Annotated in this window: 12 protein-coding genes; 11 read left to right on the top strand and 1 reads right to left on the bottom strand. The window is 58.1% G+C overall.

What is annotated here, in order from left to right:
- Window positions 1-13 precede the first annotated feature (13 nt).
- The 7 genes from WDZ78_RS22875 to WDZ78_RS22845 all read left to right on the top strand — a co-directional run bounded on the left by WDZ78_RS22875 (window position 14) and on the right by WDZ78_RS22845 (window position 13,453).
- Complete coding sequence (locus tag WDZ78_RS22875) at window positions 14-2,128, top strand: hypothetical protein (RefSeq protein ID WP_425674334.1); 2,115 nt, start codon at window positions 14-16, stop codon at window positions 2,126-2,128.
- On the top strand, window positions 2,128-2,532 hold the full coding sequence (locus WDZ78_RS22870) for a hypothetical protein (RefSeq protein WP_425674333.1): 405 nt from the start codon (window positions 2,128-2,130) through the stop codon (window positions 2,530-2,532). The genes WDZ78_RS22875 and WDZ78_RS22870 overlap by 1 nt, the downstream gene beginning before the upstream one ends.
- Window positions 2,532-5,750 (top strand): transglycosylase SLT domain-containing protein, encoded by a 3,219-nt coding sequence (locus WDZ78_RS22865; RefSeq protein WP_425674332.1) that lies wholly within the window; start codon window positions 2,532-2,534, stop codon window positions 5,748-5,750. The genes WDZ78_RS22870 and WDZ78_RS22865 overlap by 1 nt, the downstream gene beginning before the upstream one ends.
- Window positions 5,750-8,083 (top strand): hypothetical protein, encoded by a 2,334-nt coding sequence (locus tag WDZ78_RS22860; RefSeq protein WP_425674331.1) that lies wholly within the window; start codon window positions 5,750-5,752, stop codon window positions 8,081-8,083. Before WDZ78_RS22865 ends, WDZ78_RS22860 begins: the two co-directional genes overlap by 1 nt.
- Window positions 8,080-10,500 (top strand): hypothetical protein, encoded by a 2,421-nt coding sequence (locus WDZ78_RS22855; protein WP_425674330.1) that lies wholly within the window; start codon window positions 8,080-8,082, stop codon window positions 10,498-10,500. The genes WDZ78_RS22860 and WDZ78_RS22855 overlap by 4 nt, the downstream gene beginning before the upstream one ends.
- A 73-nt stretch (window positions 10,501-10,573) precedes the next feature.
- The gene (locus WDZ78_RS22850) at window positions 10,574-12,424 is read left to right on the top strand and encodes a NosD domain-containing protein (protein ID WP_425674328.1); all 1,851 of its coding nucleotides are present in this window, start codon (window positions 10,574-10,576) and stop codon (window positions 12,422-12,424) included.
- 60 nt (window positions 12,425-12,484) lie between these two features.
- Window positions 12,485-13,453: a class I SAM-dependent methyltransferase gene (locus WDZ78_RS22845; protein ID WP_425674327.1), complete on the top strand. Its 969-nt coding sequence runs from the start codon at window positions 12,485-12,487 to the stop codon at window positions 13,451-13,453.
- Window positions 13,454-13,457: 4 nt separating this feature from the next.
- Here WDZ78_RS22845 and WDZ78_RS22840 read toward each other — a convergent pair whose 3' ends face one another.
- Entirely contained in the window at window positions 13,458-13,847 is a 390-nt protein-coding gene (locus WDZ78_RS22840) for a hypothetical protein (RefSeq protein ID WP_425674326.1), read from the bottom strand.
- A gap of 143 nt (window positions 13,848-13,990) precedes the next feature.
- Between WDZ78_RS22840 and WDZ78_RS22835 the strand changes: the two genes are divergently transcribed.
- The 4 genes from WDZ78_RS22835 to WDZ78_RS22820 are packed head-to-tail and all read left to right on the top strand — an operon-like array spanning window position 13,991 to window position 16,123.
- On the top strand, window positions 13,991-14,746 hold the full coding sequence (locus WDZ78_RS22835; protein ID WP_425674325.1) for a glycoside hydrolase family 108 protein: 756 nt from the start codon (window positions 13,991-13,993) through the stop codon (window positions 14,744-14,746).
- The gene (locus WDZ78_RS22830; protein WP_425674324.1) at window positions 14,743-15,267 is read left to right on the top strand and encodes a 3TM-type holin; all 525 of its coding nucleotides are present in this window, start codon (window positions 14,743-14,745) and stop codon (window positions 15,265-15,267) included. The genes WDZ78_RS22835 and WDZ78_RS22830 overlap by 4 nt, the downstream gene beginning before the upstream one ends.
- Before the next feature lie 20 nt (window positions 15,268-15,287).
- A complete protein-coding gene (locus WDZ78_RS22825; RefSeq protein ID WP_425674323.1) occupies window positions 15,288-15,719 on the top strand; it encodes a hypothetical protein in 432 nt (143 codons plus the stop codon).
- Entirely contained in the window at window positions 15,716-16,123 is a 408-nt protein-coding gene (locus WDZ78_RS22820) for a hypothetical protein (protein WP_425674322.1), read from the top strand. Before WDZ78_RS22825 ends, WDZ78_RS22820 begins: the two co-directional genes overlap by 4 nt.
- The last annotated feature ends 97 nt before the right edge of the window (window positions 16,124-16,220 follow it).

The raw sequence follows: 16,220 nt of genomic DNA, 5'->3' as shown, positions 1-16,220 counted from the left end.
CGACCCCGATGCCGTGCGCCGCGATGACATGCAAATCCTCGGCTTCGCCAGCCGCCGCGCCCGGAACATGGTTTCTACCCATACCGGCGCGCTTGTTCGTCGGCCGGGACGCCGTATGCTGTTTGAAAATGATGGCGTGCACGGCGAGTTCAAGCCGTTCGACGATATCTCTTACACGCTGGTTTTCGTTGCCGGCGGCGTCGTCATCAGGACGCAAGACGGAACGCTCGTCACCAATCTGAGTGCGCCGTGGGCATATAGCGATCTTGAAAACCTTGTTTTTGAAATGTTCGACAACGAGGTTTTTGTGACCTGGGGCGGCGAGCCGCAGGTGATCCGCATTTCTGACACAAACGCGTCGTGGACGATTGAGCCATTCACCTTTTCGACTGGTATCAATGGATCGAGCCGGATGCCGTTTTATCGCTTCGATGGAACGCTCGGGATCACGATGACGGCCAGCGCTTCAACCGGCTCTGTCAACGTTTTCTTCTCTGCACCGATTCTCAGCGCCTCACATGTGGGCGTGATCTTCCGGTATGCTGGCCGTCAGGTGCGGCTGACATCGATAATAAACAGCACGCAGGCTGTTGGAACGGTGCTTGAAGAGCTGCCTTCCACATGGGCGATCACCGTTGGCAGCTCGGCCGGTTTCTCGGTGGGGCAGGCCGTTGAGACTGACACGACCAACGTAACCGGTGAAGTTGTCGGTGTGGCGGGCAACATTGTCTATGTCGTAGCCACGAACAAACTCACATCGCCGCAGAACGGCGAGAAGCTGGTTGGGCCGACCGCGGCATCGACAATATCCGCCTTTTCGGCGTCCGGTCCTTCTCCTACCGTTCAGTGGGATGAACAGTTCATGTCGCCCCATCGCGGATGGCCGCGCTCGGTTTCCAAGGATCGCCAGCGCCTCATTTTCGCGAACTGGCCGCAGAAGAAGAACGCGGTTTTCTGGTCTGCCGTCGGCAACCCGCATGATGGTTATATCGGGGCCGGATCGTCTGATGCGATGCTCGAATTTGTCGGTGCGGAATGCCAGGTGTTCCATGTCGTCGGCGGATATGACGAGTTCGCCGTCACGGATCGGGGAATTTTCTACATCCCGGTGTCTGTCGGCACGCCGTTGCAGCCCGGAAGCGTCGAGTTTCGCCCGATCTTTTCGAGTGAGATCGCGAATATCCGCCCTGTCGAAGTCACGGAAGGGTTGCTGTTCGTCGATAAAAGCCAGACCGGGATTTATGCGATTTCGGCGACCGGCCAGACTGCGCGCCCGTATATCGCAAACGAGGTCAATCGCTTCCATCGCCCGCTTTTCTCCGGCGTCAAATCCATCGCGGCCACCTCTGCAACGAAGGAATTCCAGTCCCGCCAGATTTATTGCGTGAACGATGACGGCTCGATTGTGGTTGGGCAGTTCAACCCGGATCGCGATTCTATCGGCTGGTTCCGCTGGGCGACCGAAGGCGGCGTCGTAAAAAGCGTCAGCGGGTCATATGGAAAGGTCGTTATGATGACCTCCTATGATTTCGGCGGCGAACCTCTCAACGTCGGCGAAGAGGTAGATTACTCGCTGCTTTGCGATTGTGCGATGACGCTCGATCCGAACAATGACAGCGATTTTCTTGCCCTGTCGGATGGATCGCTTCTCGAACTATCGACTGGCGCACCGGTCACGCTCTCGCAGCTTGTGGGCCTGCCATATGCCGGCAGGGAAGTAAGTGTGTTCGGTGGCGGGTTCTATCTCGGCAAAACCACAGTTGGATCAGAAGGGCTGCTGCAGGGTTTCGCGGATTATTCCCAGATCACAATAGGCGTCGAATGGGATTGGGATTTTGTCCCGCTGTTCACGAATTTTGATGGTGGCCAGCCGGTCGGGCAAGGTGAGCAGCGCCGCAAGGTTTCAAAGCTTCTGGCGACGGTTCGCGACACCCAAGAGTTCATGATAGGCGAACGCATCTTCGGAAGCTGGCGCGGTGGCGAGGATATGTCTCTGCCGATTCCATCTCGCGACATGACTTATACCTATCGTGAGACCGGACGGTCCTATGACCCCGTGGTGCCGTTCAAATCCACGGTTCCCGGCAAGTTCAAACTCATCGAATTGACGACAAGGATAACGGTCTAATGGCTGCTGCTGCACCAATTTTCATGGGGCTTTCCGGCATCGTTGGTGCCGTTGGCCAGTATCAAGCGGGCAACTATGCTGCTGCGCAGTCCAAGCGCGCGGCGCAGGTTGGGCGCATCCAGGCGGATCAGATCGACGCCAGTTATCGCGACGAGTTGAACAGCACGCTTGCGAACATCAAATCGATCCGGGCGTCTGCCGGCGTTGATCCGAACTCGCCGACTGGTCAGGCCGTCAATGCGGATCAGGTTCGCACCAGCAACCGCGACAGGATCATTGATGTGGGCAGCAAGCGGATGCAGGCCAATCAGGATGAGGCCGATGCGAAGTTCCGCAAGTCTGCGGCAAAGGTGTCGCTGCTGGGCGGCACGATGAAAGCCCTTCCTTCCTTCTTCGGAGCCTGATGATGGTAAAACTTCCGACAATTCAGCCGCGTGGCTCGGTCACCCGTGGCCCTCAGTCATCCGTCAGCGCTGCCGAAGTCGCTAACCCTTTCCAGCAGATTGCCGATGCTCTTGGTACCGCTGGCGCGGCCTTCGAAAAGCAGGCGATTGTCGAGGCCGAGCAGCAGGGACAGAACGCCGTCTACCGCGATTCCGATGGGAATTTGCAGGTTGATCGCCGTTCCGATTTCTCTGCGACCGGTCGCGCATATAATGCTGCGGCGGGGCAGGGCTATGCGGCGCGATTGGCCGGAGACATCCGGGCGCGCGGTACGGCTCTTTCGAACGAGGCGAAAGGCAACATCGACACCTTCAATACGAGCTGGAAAGGCTTCCGTGATCAGACGCTGAGTGCGGTTCCGAAGCAGTTCCGCGGCGCAGTGCAGACAATGCTCGATACGGAAGGCCCGCGCTTTTCGATGGGCGTCTCGGAACAGAAGCGCACTTCGGACCTCAAAGAGTTCGAGGGCAACATCAAGGCTGAAATCCAGTTGCTGGATGATGACCTCTCTGTTCTTGCCCGATCCGGCGGCACGGGTACGGATGCATACCAGCAGAAACAGCAGCAGTTGAAAACCCTCTGGGATCAGTTGGCCGAGAACCCCGATTTCACTGTCGGACGGAAAGAGGCTGACATCGCTGTTCAGCGCATGGAGTCGCGCCATACCTCGGAGGCGATGCTTGGTGCTGTCGATCGCACATTGCAGAACGGTGGCCTTACTGAAGCGCGGAAGCTTGCGACCAACATCCTTACGGATGAGAAAATCCAGCTTACGCCCTCCGAGCGCCGGCAGTATGCCAGCCTCGCCAATGAGCGGATCAACGGCTACACGGCGCAGGTGAAAGCGAACCTGAAGCCATATCAGGATCAGTCCAAGACCATTCAGGAGAGGCTAAAAACAGGCGTCGGCCTGGATAATGATGATGTCGATTTCGTTGCCAACCAGCTTGCCAACGGCGGCGACATGGCGGGCGCAATCGAGCTTTATCGTTCCCGCAATTCGGCGAAGACGCTCCGTTCTTTCGGTCTGTCTGATAATGCTGCGCAGTTGAACGTTACTGAAACGCTGTTCTCCCAGGCGAACGGCGGCGCTGAAATGCTGGCCGCAATCCAGTCCGTTGAAAGCTCGGGCAATCCCGGTGCTGTCTCGCCAAAGGGCGCGGCGGGCCTGATGCAGGTGATGCCTCAGACCGGCAACGAGATTGCAGCCGAGCTGCGCGATGCAAACTTCCCGGTCAACGGTACCGATGAAGAAAAGCAGGCATATCTCAAAAACCCGGAAGTCAGCCAGCGGTATGGCGCACACTACTTCAACAAGATGATGAATCGCTATGGCGGCGACAAGGAAGCCGCTCTCATCGCTTATAACGGCGGGGCGGCGCGCGCTGATGCGTGGCTGCGCGCTGGTCGCGACGACAGCGTTATTCCAAAGGAATCAGCGGACTATTACAAAAAGGTCATGGGACGTGCGAACAGCGGAAACATCCGTTACACCACGGAGGATGTCAGCGCCGCCCGCCAATTCCTTCAGGGACGCACGGACAAGGATGCCACCCACATCAGCGGCATGAATGATCTGTTTGCGGTCAAGCTGTCCCGGCTCCTGCAGGCCGCGCCGCCGGAAGTCCGCGAGCGCCTTGGCATCTATTCCGGCGCTCGATCGGTGGAGCGTCAGCAGCAGCTTTGGGATGAGGCGCTAAAAAAATATGGGTCCGAAGCTGAAGCCCGAAAATGGGTCGCACCTCCCGGGAAGTCCGAGCACAATCACGGTAACGCTGCTGATCTGTCCTATGATGGACAGTCTTTGAAGAACGCACCGAAAGAGGTTGTGTCCTGGCTGCACGATAACGCCGAGCAGTTCGGCCTTAAATTCCCGCTGGCGAATGAAAACTGGCACATCGAGGACAGCGGCACGCGCGGCGGGACACAGACCGCCTACATCGACCCGGAAGTCGTCAAGGAATATCGCGCCGAGATGACCCGCGATGCCAAAGAGCTGTTTGGCAACATCAAGTCCGGCAGCGACAAGGGTTTTACGCCTGCGGTGTCTGATCTCAACATCCTGACGCGGCAGCTTGCCGTCGTCGATGATGCAGATTTCAAGCGCCAGGTTGCGGACTATTTTTCCAGCCAGTCGGCAATTTCGTCTTTCCAGAACCTTGCCCCCGGCGATGTCGAAAGCATGATGACCTCGCTGCGCGCCGATGCTGCCGATGGTGCCACGGTGGCGCAGCAGCAGTTGCTGACCGATCTTCAGGCATCGCAGGAGGCTCGGGCAAAGGCGCTTGCCAATGATCCTATCGGTTACGCGGCCAGCCGCGGTTACACGCCGCCGCCGCCAGCACTGAACCTCACCCAGCCCGACACATGGGCAGGCACATTCCAGTCGTTGCAGAAGGGCGTCGATGTTCTGCAGGCGCGTGGCGAGGTTGGCAACATCTCGGCACTCCGGCCGGAAATGCTGGCGCAGATGACGCGGGTTTTCGAAACGGCGACACCCGGCGAATCCGTTCAGCTTCTCGGCTCGATGCAGCAGAACCTGCGACCTGAAACCTACAAGGCCACGCTCTCGAAGCTGTATTCGTCGGGGCAAGGTCGGGCGGCAGCGACAGCCGGCGCATTGGTCGGGGATAACCCGGCGGTGGCTGAAGGTATCTTGCGCGGCCAGATGCTGCTGAAAGAAAACCCGAACCTCGCCCCGAAGAAGACAGACGACAATTCCCTCGCCATCGACGAAAAGCTGCCGATACAGGCTTTCGCGGCAGGGCAAGAGGTTTCGCGTCAGTTCCTGCTGGAATCTGCAACGGCGCGGTACGCTGACCTTTCCAATCAGGCAGGCGACACATCCGGCGAGTTCAACGACACCCGCATGCAGCAGGCCATCGATGAGGTGACGGGCGGCGTGGCCGATATGAACGGCTATTCCGTGATCGTCCCGCGCTACGGCATGACGCAAGATGATTTCGACAAGCGTCTGGCCCAGCTCACTGACGATGATCTGTCCGGCGTCATTGCCAAGAATGGCAGCGCCGTGCGGGCGCGGGACGTCCGTGATCAGGGCCGTCTGCGGGCGGTGGCAGACGGGCGCTATATCGTTGAGTTCGGCAGGCCAGATGCTCCCATGTATGCCACGAAGCAGGATGGCAGCGCATTTGTTCTTGATCTGAGGGACCGCTGATGCCGATGCTGACCGATGAAAAGCAGATGCGTTCGGCCCTTCAACTGGCTGCGCAGAATCCGTTCGAGGGTGTGGACCCCGGCTTTATCGAGCGCTTCAAATCGGATTATGCCGGGATGCATGAGGCGAAAAACTCGAACGCCCGCGACCTGATCGTGAATGAAATCCAGCGCGATTTCATGAGCCAGTTCTACAAGGAGTCTGGCCAGCAGCTTCAGGCGTGGATCACTCCGAAAGCTGGTATGCTTGGTCCGGCTGACTTCTCCCCCGACGAAGGGCTTGAGGCATCGGCGCGCGGCATGTTCGATGCTTGGAAGAAGCAGAACCCGCAATCGGCGCTCACCTTTCCAGATCGTGATTTCATCGACAAGGAAGCTGTTCGCCGTGGTGCCGCGACGATATCGTCGGGCAAGACGTTGGAACGGCGGTCGACGGGGTTCGGATCGACGGCCGGCGGATTTGCCGGAACGATGGTCGGGGCTATGACAGACCCCATCAATGCCGTGTCTGTCCTGTTCGGCGCTGGTGCCGCGTCTGGTGTGCTTCGAACGGCTCTCATCGAGGGCGGTATCGGCATGGCGTCGGAAGGCGTCATCCAGGGCCTGAACTATGACTGGCGAAAGCAGGTCGAGCCGGACTATTCGTTGTCCGATGCGCTGGGCGAAGTTGCGGCGGCTGGTGCTGGTGGCGCTATCCTCGGCGGCGGGATCAAGGGTCTTGCCGCGGCATGGCAGCGGGCCAAAACTGGTAGCTGGCCCTCGCATGTAAAAGACACCGCAAACATTGTAACTCGTGAGGCTGCGGTTCCGTCCGGTCGGTTCGAACAATCGGTGCAGGGAGCCGCCGCGCATCAGGCAGCGCTGACGAAATCGCTTGATGATATGATACAGGGCAGGCCGGTTGAGCTGCCGCCGGAGGCATTCGTTCAGGCGAACGCGCGGCCCGGTCGCGTCTATGATGCTGACGGCAACAGCGTCGGCGTCCGCTATGAGGTTGTCGATGCGGATTCTCTCATCACCTCGAACCGTGATGACCTGTCGATCAATCCCGATTTCCCCCAGGAACTTCAGCCCCGTGACCGGTCGCGAGCGATGTCGCAAGATCAGATCACCGGTATTGCCGCGAATCTTCAGCCTGAGCGGCTGGGCTTTTCGTCTGATGCATCTACCGGTGCGCCCGTTGTCGGGCCTGACGGGCTTGTCGAGTCCGGCAATGGTCGCGTGCTGGCCTTGCGGCGCGCTTATCAGCAGGGCGGGATTCCGTCCGAAAACTACCTGAATTACCTCAGGTCGCAGAATTTCGATGTCGAGGGCATCCGCAATCCGGTTCTCGTGGCCCGCCGTGTCACCGATCTCGAAGACCGCGTTGGATTTGTCACCGCCGCCAATCGTTCGACCGCGATGCGCCTTGGTGCTGCCGAACAGGCTTTGTCCGATGCCCGCCTGCTGGATGGTGATCTGCTGTCCCGGCTTGATGGCTCCGATATCACGGCCGCCGGCAATCAGGCATTCACGCGCGGGTTCATGCAGAAACTGCCGCGCGCCGAGCAGGGCAATCTCATCGACAAGGACGGCTTTCTTTCGCAGGAGGGCGAGCGCCGCATCAGTGCCGCGCTCATGGGGCGTGCCTATGGTGAGCCTGCCATGCTGTCTCGCGCGCTCGAAGACACCGACAACAACATCAAAGGCATTGCCGGTGCACTCTCCGACAGTTCCGCGCCGTGGTCGATGATGCGAGATGCTGTCGCTCGCGGCGACATTCCTGCGGGCATGGACATCACCGATGATCTGCTTAACGCCGTTCGCCTGGTCATGAAGGCCCGCGACGAGGGCCGCGCCGTTCGTGATGTGGTCAATCAGGGTGAAATGTTCGGCGGGCCTGACGAGTTATCAAAAATCGTCGCCCGGGCGATGTTCTCCGATGCTGACCTCAAGCGCCCTGTGGGCCGCGCGCGGCTGTCCGAGTTCTTGCGCGATTATTCGACCGAAGCGATGAAAAACGACACCGGCCCACGGCTGTTCGGCGATCCGCTCGGTTCCGCTGATATCCTGAAGTCGTCGCTTGAGCGTGTCGGCCGCAACGATCTCATGCGTGTGGCAGAGGAACGCCTGACGCCGGAAGCTGTCGAGAAGATGACGGGCGATCCTCTGGTCGACGAGGTGGCCGTGATGGATGCCCAGCGCCTGCGCATGGATCAGCCAGAAATCAAGGTCGATCTCGGCGACGGCCTCGGGGAGCGGTCCCTTGCCGATATTCTTGATGAAGCAGATGATGAGATCGCAGCGGCACGCGAAATTGAGGCCTGCGCGATTGGTCGGGAGAAAACGGAATGAGCATTGCGAACTGCCTGACAAAGCTTGTCGCAGCGAAACAGATCACGCAGAAGCAGGCCGATGATGCCATCGCGCTGCACGAAGGCATTCAGGGTCGGCTCTATCCAGAGATGGGGCCAGCATCGGCGGAAGCAGCCAGCGCGCTGGAAGCTGCGCGCGTCATGGCGCAGGCGGCGCAGGAACGCCGGCTGATGGCCGCCAAACAGGCGATCCGACAGGCCGAAGTGTTGCAGCGCATGGAACGGCACCCGAAGGGCAAAACGTCTGGTCTCATGTCGGCACTGGTGCGCGATAACTGGGAGGGCGGTTCACAGATGGGCGATGCAATCAACATCGAGTCCCATGCTGAAGGCGTCACGAAACGACTGCTCAAGCTGGTTGACGGCGCATTCGAGCCATATCGCTCGACAATGGCCGGTCTTCGCCAGGACACAGAAACGATCTGGAACGTGGTTGACGAGATTTATGGAATCGATACCGGAGACATCAATGCCAAGGCAGCGGCCAAGGGCTTCACGGATGCCACGAAATATGCCGTCGACCGTGTGAAGAAAGGCGGCAAGCCTCTCTCCGTTCTCGAAGACTGGCGGCTTCCGCAGATGTGGGATGCGAAGCAGGTCAAGAAGGGCGGCGAGCGGGCATTCCTTGATGATCTGTGGAAGGAATACGAGGCCGGAAACCTGAAGGTGATCGACAAGGCGGGGCAGGGCGAAGCACCGCGCGGCGCGGTTCCGGGCATCATCCAGAACGCGTTCAAGGATATCACGCTGGGCAAGGGGCAAGGCAGTGGTGCCGGCGGCTTCTCCAATCAGCTCCGCGTGTTCCGGTTCGAAAACCCAGAAACCTACAAGCGGCTGATGAAGAAATACGGCGTCGGCGATGGTGGCCTGTTCAACACGATGATGGGCCACATCCAAGGCATGGGTAAGGAAATCGCTTTCGTCGAGGTGCTGGGTCCACGGTACGAGCTGGCTTTCGATAAGCTGCTCGCCGCTGCCCGTGATGACGACACTGTGCGGGCGAACTCCATCGGCAAGAAGTTGCAGCGCTCGATCACCATGAACTCGCCGTCTGCCGTGCAGCGGACCTATGACGCCCTGTCTGGCCGGCTTGGCGTGGCTCAGTCTGAACTCATTGCCGGTATCGGCGGCGGCATCAGGAATCTTCAGACCGCCTCACGGCTCGGCTCCGCTGCCATTGCCGCGCTCCCCGGCGATTCCGTCACCACGATGCTGGCGTCGAATTACAATGCGATCCCGGCGGCGAATGTCCTGTCTCGGCTGATGCGGGACCTCACGACGAACCGGGAGGGCGCGGAAGAACTGGCGAAGCAGTTGAACCTCACGGCAGCAACGGTTCTCGATACTGCCATTGGTACCAAGCGTTTCGACGACGAAATCATCGGGCAAGGGATTACCGGCCGTGCGGCGGATGCTGTGATGCGCCTGTCCGGTATCAATGGGTGGACGGAAGGCCTGAAGCGCGCGTTCTCGATGGAGTTCATGGGGATGATCGCGCGGCAGGCGGATATGAAGCACGGCGATCTCGATCCCATGTTTCGCGGATTCCTTGATCGATACGGGTTCACGCCGGATGATTGGGACAAGCTGCGTGCTGCGCCCCAGCTTGAGGCGGAAGGCTCCCGCTATTTCGATGTAAACGGCGTCGAGGATGAACGCCTCGCTGACCGGTTGATGTCGGCTGTCATCGACGAGCGACATTTCGCTGTTGTCGAACCGGACTCCCGCATTCGCGGCGCGATGGCCGGCGGATTGCAGCGCGGCACGATCATGGGCGAAGCGGTGCGTTCCGCCACTCAGTTCAAATCCTTCCCGATGACGTTCATGATGACGCACCTGATGCGCGCCATGACACAGGGCGACATGTCGAACCGCGCCTATCGCACAACGCAGCTCTTCCTGCTGACGACGCTGGGCGGGGCGGCGCTCGTTCAGGCGCAGTCTGTCATCGCCGGCCGTGATCCGAACGATATGGGGACGGGGCAGTTCTGGCTTGAGGCCGCAATGCGCGGCGGTGGCCTCGGTATGATGGGTGATTTCGTCTATTCGTCGGCAACGCGCGGCGGCGAGGGGATTACCCAGCTTGTCGCCGGTCCCGGCCCCGGCGCGCTGATCGGCGCGACTGGCGATCTCGCGCAGACCTTGGCGGGCAACAAAGAGGTGAGCGGCAAGACCCTTGCCCAGCACATGAAAGCTTGGACTCCCGGCTCGTCGCTCTGGTACTCCAAGCTGGCGACGGACAGGCTCATCTTCGACAACATTCAGTCGATGATTGATCCTGATTACCGTTCGTCGTTCGCTCGCTATGAGCGCCGGATGAAGAAGGATTTTGGTCAAGCCTTCTGGTGGGGACCGGGCGATGCGTTGCCAGAGCGCGGACCGCGCCTGCCGCAATAGCCTGTGCTTTGCGGGCAATCCTTCGACATGGGCAATCTGCCACTAAATCAATCTTGCTTTGGTGGTTTCGCATATGCCCATTACCGCACCAGATGATCGTGTCACCACTTATAATCCCGTGGTTCCGACTACAGATTTCCCGGCCATTTTTCCCGTTTTCAACAACAGCGACATCAAAGTGTTCGTTGATGACGTAGAGCGGTCGGACTTCTCGGTCTCAGCAACTTATGTCGAGGGCATTTCGAATGATGCCAAAGCGGTCTTCGCGCTTGGTATAACTGGTCGCGTGGATGTTGTCGGCGCTCGCGCTCCTCGGCGAACCAATCGTTTTTCGAATGGTGGCCCTCTGCCGATCTGGCAGCAAAACCTCGCGCTCGACACCGTTGAGGCAGAGTTGCAAGAGGTTTCACGCGACTATAAGCGCACCCATAAGGCTCCTTATGGAGAAGACGGCGGCGTGTTTACTGCCGCAGATATCGGGCTGGCCCAAGGGTATGCAGAGGAGGCAAAAGAAGCCAGAGACGAGACGCTTATTTTGACAGGTGAAGCAGAGGCTGCGCGCGATGCAGCGCTCAGCGCGGTTCCAAACACTTTCCCGGCAACCGTCCCAGACCTCGCAGCGCTTGATCCGTCGAATAAGGTTGCTGCCTATCTTCTTGCTGCAGGTCGGGAAGGGCAGTTTAAAAAGGTCAATTGGGCCGACGTTGCGACCGTTGGAGCTGCAGACACGGCCAATGGCCTTATTGTCCGCTCGACGCCCGATAACACCAAGGCATGGGCGCGCGTCAACACCGAAGGATGGTTGAATCCGATGTGGTTCGGCGCAAAGGGTAACGGCGTCGACAACGACAGTGCTGCAATCGAAGCGGCGTTGGCGGTTGTTGGTGACGGACAGCGGGCCACCATTTTGCTGCCGCCGGGAAAGAACTTTCGCCTGACCGATGATGTCGATGTCCCCCCTGGCAAAATCATCAAGTTCATGGGGATGGGGGCTGAAACTTCTCTCGTCACCGTCAACGGGGCGATCGATGGCTTTATTCAAGACAATTCGGCTGGGGCCGCACTTACGTCAGGCATTGAATTCTCCAATTTCCGCCTAGCTGGAAGCGGCGGCGCGCTGCGTGGCATTTGCACGAAGGGCGGCGGAACTCCGGGGGTTCTGGATGCCCGATGCCAACTGATCCACATCAACGATATGCATATCAGCGGTTTTGGCGAGGCGATCAGGCTTGAGAAGGCCACCAATTTTCTACTCACCGATCTGTTCCTGTTCGGGAACGGATTCGGCTTGAGGACACTGAATGCCGGTGATGGTAAGGTTTCCGGGGTCAAAACCGGTTCCAACACCCTCGGCGGTATCTATGTTGAGGGCGGTGCCGGCGGCGCGTGGGATGAAGGATTCAATATCCATGGTTGCCACCTGAACGGCGATCTTCTCGGAGTCGTGTTCAAGGATATGTACTATTGCTGGTTGGTGTCGACGCAAGTGGGATCAACGGCAAACGGCGGCGTCCATGTGAACAATGCGGACAACTGCATCATCATGGGCAATGAAATCTCAAACGCGCTCGGCAATGCCGATGGGTTGACGTTCCTGAACAGTCCCGACCGCGCAATTGTGACCGGGAATTTCATCAATGGCTGCAAGAATTTTGGCGCTGTTTTGTCTGGGTCGCGGCACACGTTCAGCAACAATACCCTTACCGGAAACGGCTCAAACTCAGGCCGGGACCTGCAACTTTCAAGCGTTGCTGGCTCGATCATCAATGGAAACAGGTTCCTCTCCACCCCGGTGCCTGCAAACTCCATCGAAGAGTCCGGGACGAGCGATTACAACATCATCAGCGCGAACAATTGCGCAAAGGCCATCGTTAAGGTCGGTGTAAACACGATCACGCCCGACAATATCCAAAACGCTCCCTAGCGCACGGGAATTGAGCCGATATACTGCCGCCCGATTCCATGCCAAACGCCGGGGGGCGCAATGTATATCGACGGATACGAGTTCGTGGCAGATACTGTCGCGAAATTTCACCACGCACTTTATATCTCGGGATGGTTTCATCATCCCGATGATGCCCTTAAATCGGTGATCCTTCACAATGCAGGTGATCTTAAATCACTGTCAGACGTGCAGCAGCCTCACGGCGGTGTCTCGGCGACACTTGGCGAGAATAAGGGCTTCTGGCTTCACGCCTTTCGCGGCGACACCACCTTCCCGCAAGCTGCTGAAATCGAATTCATCAGCAAAAAAGGGAAGAGCATTCGGGTAAACCTTGGCGATCTGGCCAAGGATCGCACGCAACGATATCAAACAGTTGATATGAGCCGGAGGTTTGTCGAAACAGTATCTGCCACGCCTGGCGCGAAAGTTCTGGATATCGGGGGGCGTGCGCGAAGTAAGCTGGATCGCAGCAAATCGTTTCCCAATTCAGAGGTGACAGTCTTTGATGTCATGGCTGGCGACAACGTTGATGTTGTCGGAGACGCGCACGATCTATCGAAATATTTCGCGCCGGAAACTTTCGATTTCGTCTATTCGGTTTCTGTTTTTGAGCACCTGCTCATGCCGTGGCGCGTCGTAACGGAAATGAACAAGGTTCTCAAAGTCGGTGGGATTGGATACGTTCACACTCACCAGACTTTGGGCATGCATGATGCGCCTTGGGATTTTTGGCGGTTTTCGGACACGTCATGGGACGCGTTGTTCAATGCTAAAACGGGCTTCGAAATAACAGAACGAGTTCTCGACAGCGAACAATTCGTTATTCCATTCGTCTATAGGCCGTCGAAAGAGCACGCTGAAAGGTCCGCCGGCTTCGAAGGATCAGCAGTGGTATTCCGAAAGGTCGGTCCATCGCAGGTGGAGTGGGCAACCACGCTAAGCGAACTCGTTGACACCTCTTATCCAGACAACGACGATGGACGCACCGGCGGAACTGACTACATTTAAGCCTTCAGTTCATTTTATCTGGTGAACGAAGCATCGCTCCAATTTTTGCCGCGCTATCTGTGAAAGGTAGCGCGGTTTCTCGTTCAAAAACGAAATCAAATGCACCAACGGTGGATACCACTCGCAATATTGCTGATGTTTGGTCTTTCGCGGCCGCGAAACGAAACGCGGTGACTTGGGCGGCCGGAAAAGAAGCAGCCTCGTCTTTCGACGCTCTATCTCTCCATTTTTTAACCTGCGCCGCGCTTGCGGAACGCATCAATGCCTTAAGCGCCTGCTCGAATTGATCGAGGGGTATGGAGATGGAGGCCGCTTCTCCACTCGCGTCAACACCTTTCAAAATGATGGTGTCCCCGTCTGTTTCGGAAGACCAAAAACTTTTTACATCACTCATGCTTGCCTCGATATGTTTGTCGCTCGATGGTTTGGCGCAAAGAACGCGGGATATGATGTAGAGTCAACCGTCGAATCGCTGCTGTGCTTTGCGGCAAATAGGGGAAACGCGGAATATCCCGGCATCAAATCGAGGGATGCCGGATGTCCGACCGTTTCACCATATGCCACAACATCACTGCCAAATGGGAAGGCGGGTGGAGCGACCACAAGGCCGATCCCGGCGGCAAGACGATGTACGGCGTCACGGAAGCTGTTTATCACGCATGGCTGAAGGCGCGCGGGCTTAAAGAGAAACCGGTTCGCAATATCTCCCTGTCGGAAGCTCTCATCATCTACCGGGAGCAATACTGGAATCCCACGGCGGTCAAATTAAACTTATTCCCTGGCGTCGATCTCGCCGTCTATGATGCGGCGGTGAACTCCGGCGTTTCTCGCGGCGTCAAATGGCTGAAGGCGGCGGCCGGCAGCAATGACCACGCCGAGACCGTGAAGAGAATTTGCCGTGCTCGTTTGTCTTTCATGCAGTCGCTCGAGATCTGGAAGCAGTTCGGAAAAGGCTGGGGCCGCCGGGTCGCTGACATCGAGGCCAAGGGCGTCGCAATGGCGCTGGCCGCGATGGGTGTTTCTGAGGCGGCGGTGAAAGTTGCAGCAAACAAGGAAGCCGAAGCGGCCAAGAAACAGGCCAGCACGGCGGCGAAGACAGCGGCCGGCACGGCGTCAACATCTGCGGCCAGCGGCGGCGCTCCCGTCATCGAGCCGACAGCCGCAACGGACGCGGCCACACTGTGGGCGCTGGGCGCTGTCTGTGTGGTCGGTATCGTGGTGACGATCTATTTCATCGCCAAGCATCGCGCCGCGCGCGCCCGGGCGGAAGCCTATAAAGAGGTGGCAGTATGAGCGCACTTGCCTCAATCTTGATCGGCGCGGCTGTGCGCGTCGGCGCGTCGACCGTCAAAACGATCCTCGAAAAGCAGATTGGCGGTGTTGCCGGTGAGATCGGCGGCAGCGTCATCGACGCCATTGCGGCGCAGGCTGGCGTCAAGCCGGAAGAGCTGCCGACGCTGCCGGATGCGCAGCTCGATGAAGCGGTCGCCAAGATTGAACCGATTGCGCCGGAATTGATCCTTGCCGAAGTCGAGCAGCAGAAAGAGGCGAACCGCCTAATGTTGGCAGAAATGAACAAGGATACGTCTTTCGGCTGGCTTTGGCGGCCGGCGGGCATGTGGCTGATGCTGGCCTGCATCGCGTGGTATGTCGCGGTTCGCCCGCTGCTCAACGCTGTTCTGTGGTCGTTTGGGATCGCCGTGCAGATCGAAATCGGCCTCGATATGCCGACGTTCCTCACAATTTTCATGACCTATGCCGGCCTCTACATGGGCGGGAATACGGTTATTCGCGCGGTGAAGAAAGAAGGCTGATGGCAGCGGAGGATGCTCAGATGCAACTGCCGAAGAAATCGCCAGACGCATTCAAATGGAATCTGAATACGATTCTTCAGCTTATCACGCTGGGGATGACGCTTATCGTTGGCGTCACGGCATGGGTCAACCTCAACCGTGATAACGACGATATGAAGAATTGGCGCACCAGTCACGAAGAGCTGCACAAGGAGCGGCAGCTTGAGACGCGGACATCAAACACCCGTTTCGATGAACGCATCAAAGTTCTCGAAGATTCGAATATCAAGCGCGATAGCCAGATCGATGCATTGACTGTGCAACTCACCGCGCTGAAACAGAGCCAAGAGTCAACTAACTTGGCGATCCGGGAAATCACCTCAAAGCTTAATGACCTCGTTGCCGATAGCCGAGTGAACAGAGAAATTTTGCAACGGCTCGAAGCGAGCTTTCGTAATGGAGCGACGAGATGACGAAAGTTCAAGACCTTACCGAAATCGACGCGCTTGCCGATGGCGATCTCTTTTATGTGGCCGATGTTTCGAATCCTGGCGCACCGGATCGGAAAGTTCCGTATTCAAAGATGAAGCCGGCGGGCGCGAAGATCACAAATCAATACCGCTATGATGGCAGCATCACCATCCCGACCATTGCTGCCGGTGCTGAAGGAACGGCAACGATCACTGTCAATGGTGCGCAGGTTGGCGATCATGTCGTCTTCAATCCGAACGAATCTCTTGCAAGCAACATCGGCATCACGGCGGTGAGAGTTTCCGCCACCAACACCGTGGCTGTTCGTTTCAGGAATTTCGGTGCGGGTAGCTTCACCTCTGCCTCAATCGCTTGCTTGGCGTTCGTCACTCGGTCGGTAGTTTAATCGATGGCGTTCCATTGGAAAACCGGGAACGGGCGGCTATTGAGGAACGCAGCTCAACGATTTCAAAGGTCGGCCCCACATTTGTAATCAGGGGGTC

It is taken from the genome of Agrobacterium sp. M50-1 (assembly GCF_049843495.1).
GTDB classification, from domain to species: domain Bacteria; phylum Pseudomonadota; class Alphaproteobacteria; order Rhizobiales; family Rhizobiaceae; genus Agrobacterium; species Agrobacterium radiobacter.
Note: the sequence above shows the minus strand (reverse complement) of the source record. Positions and strands in the feature narration are given on the sequence as shown.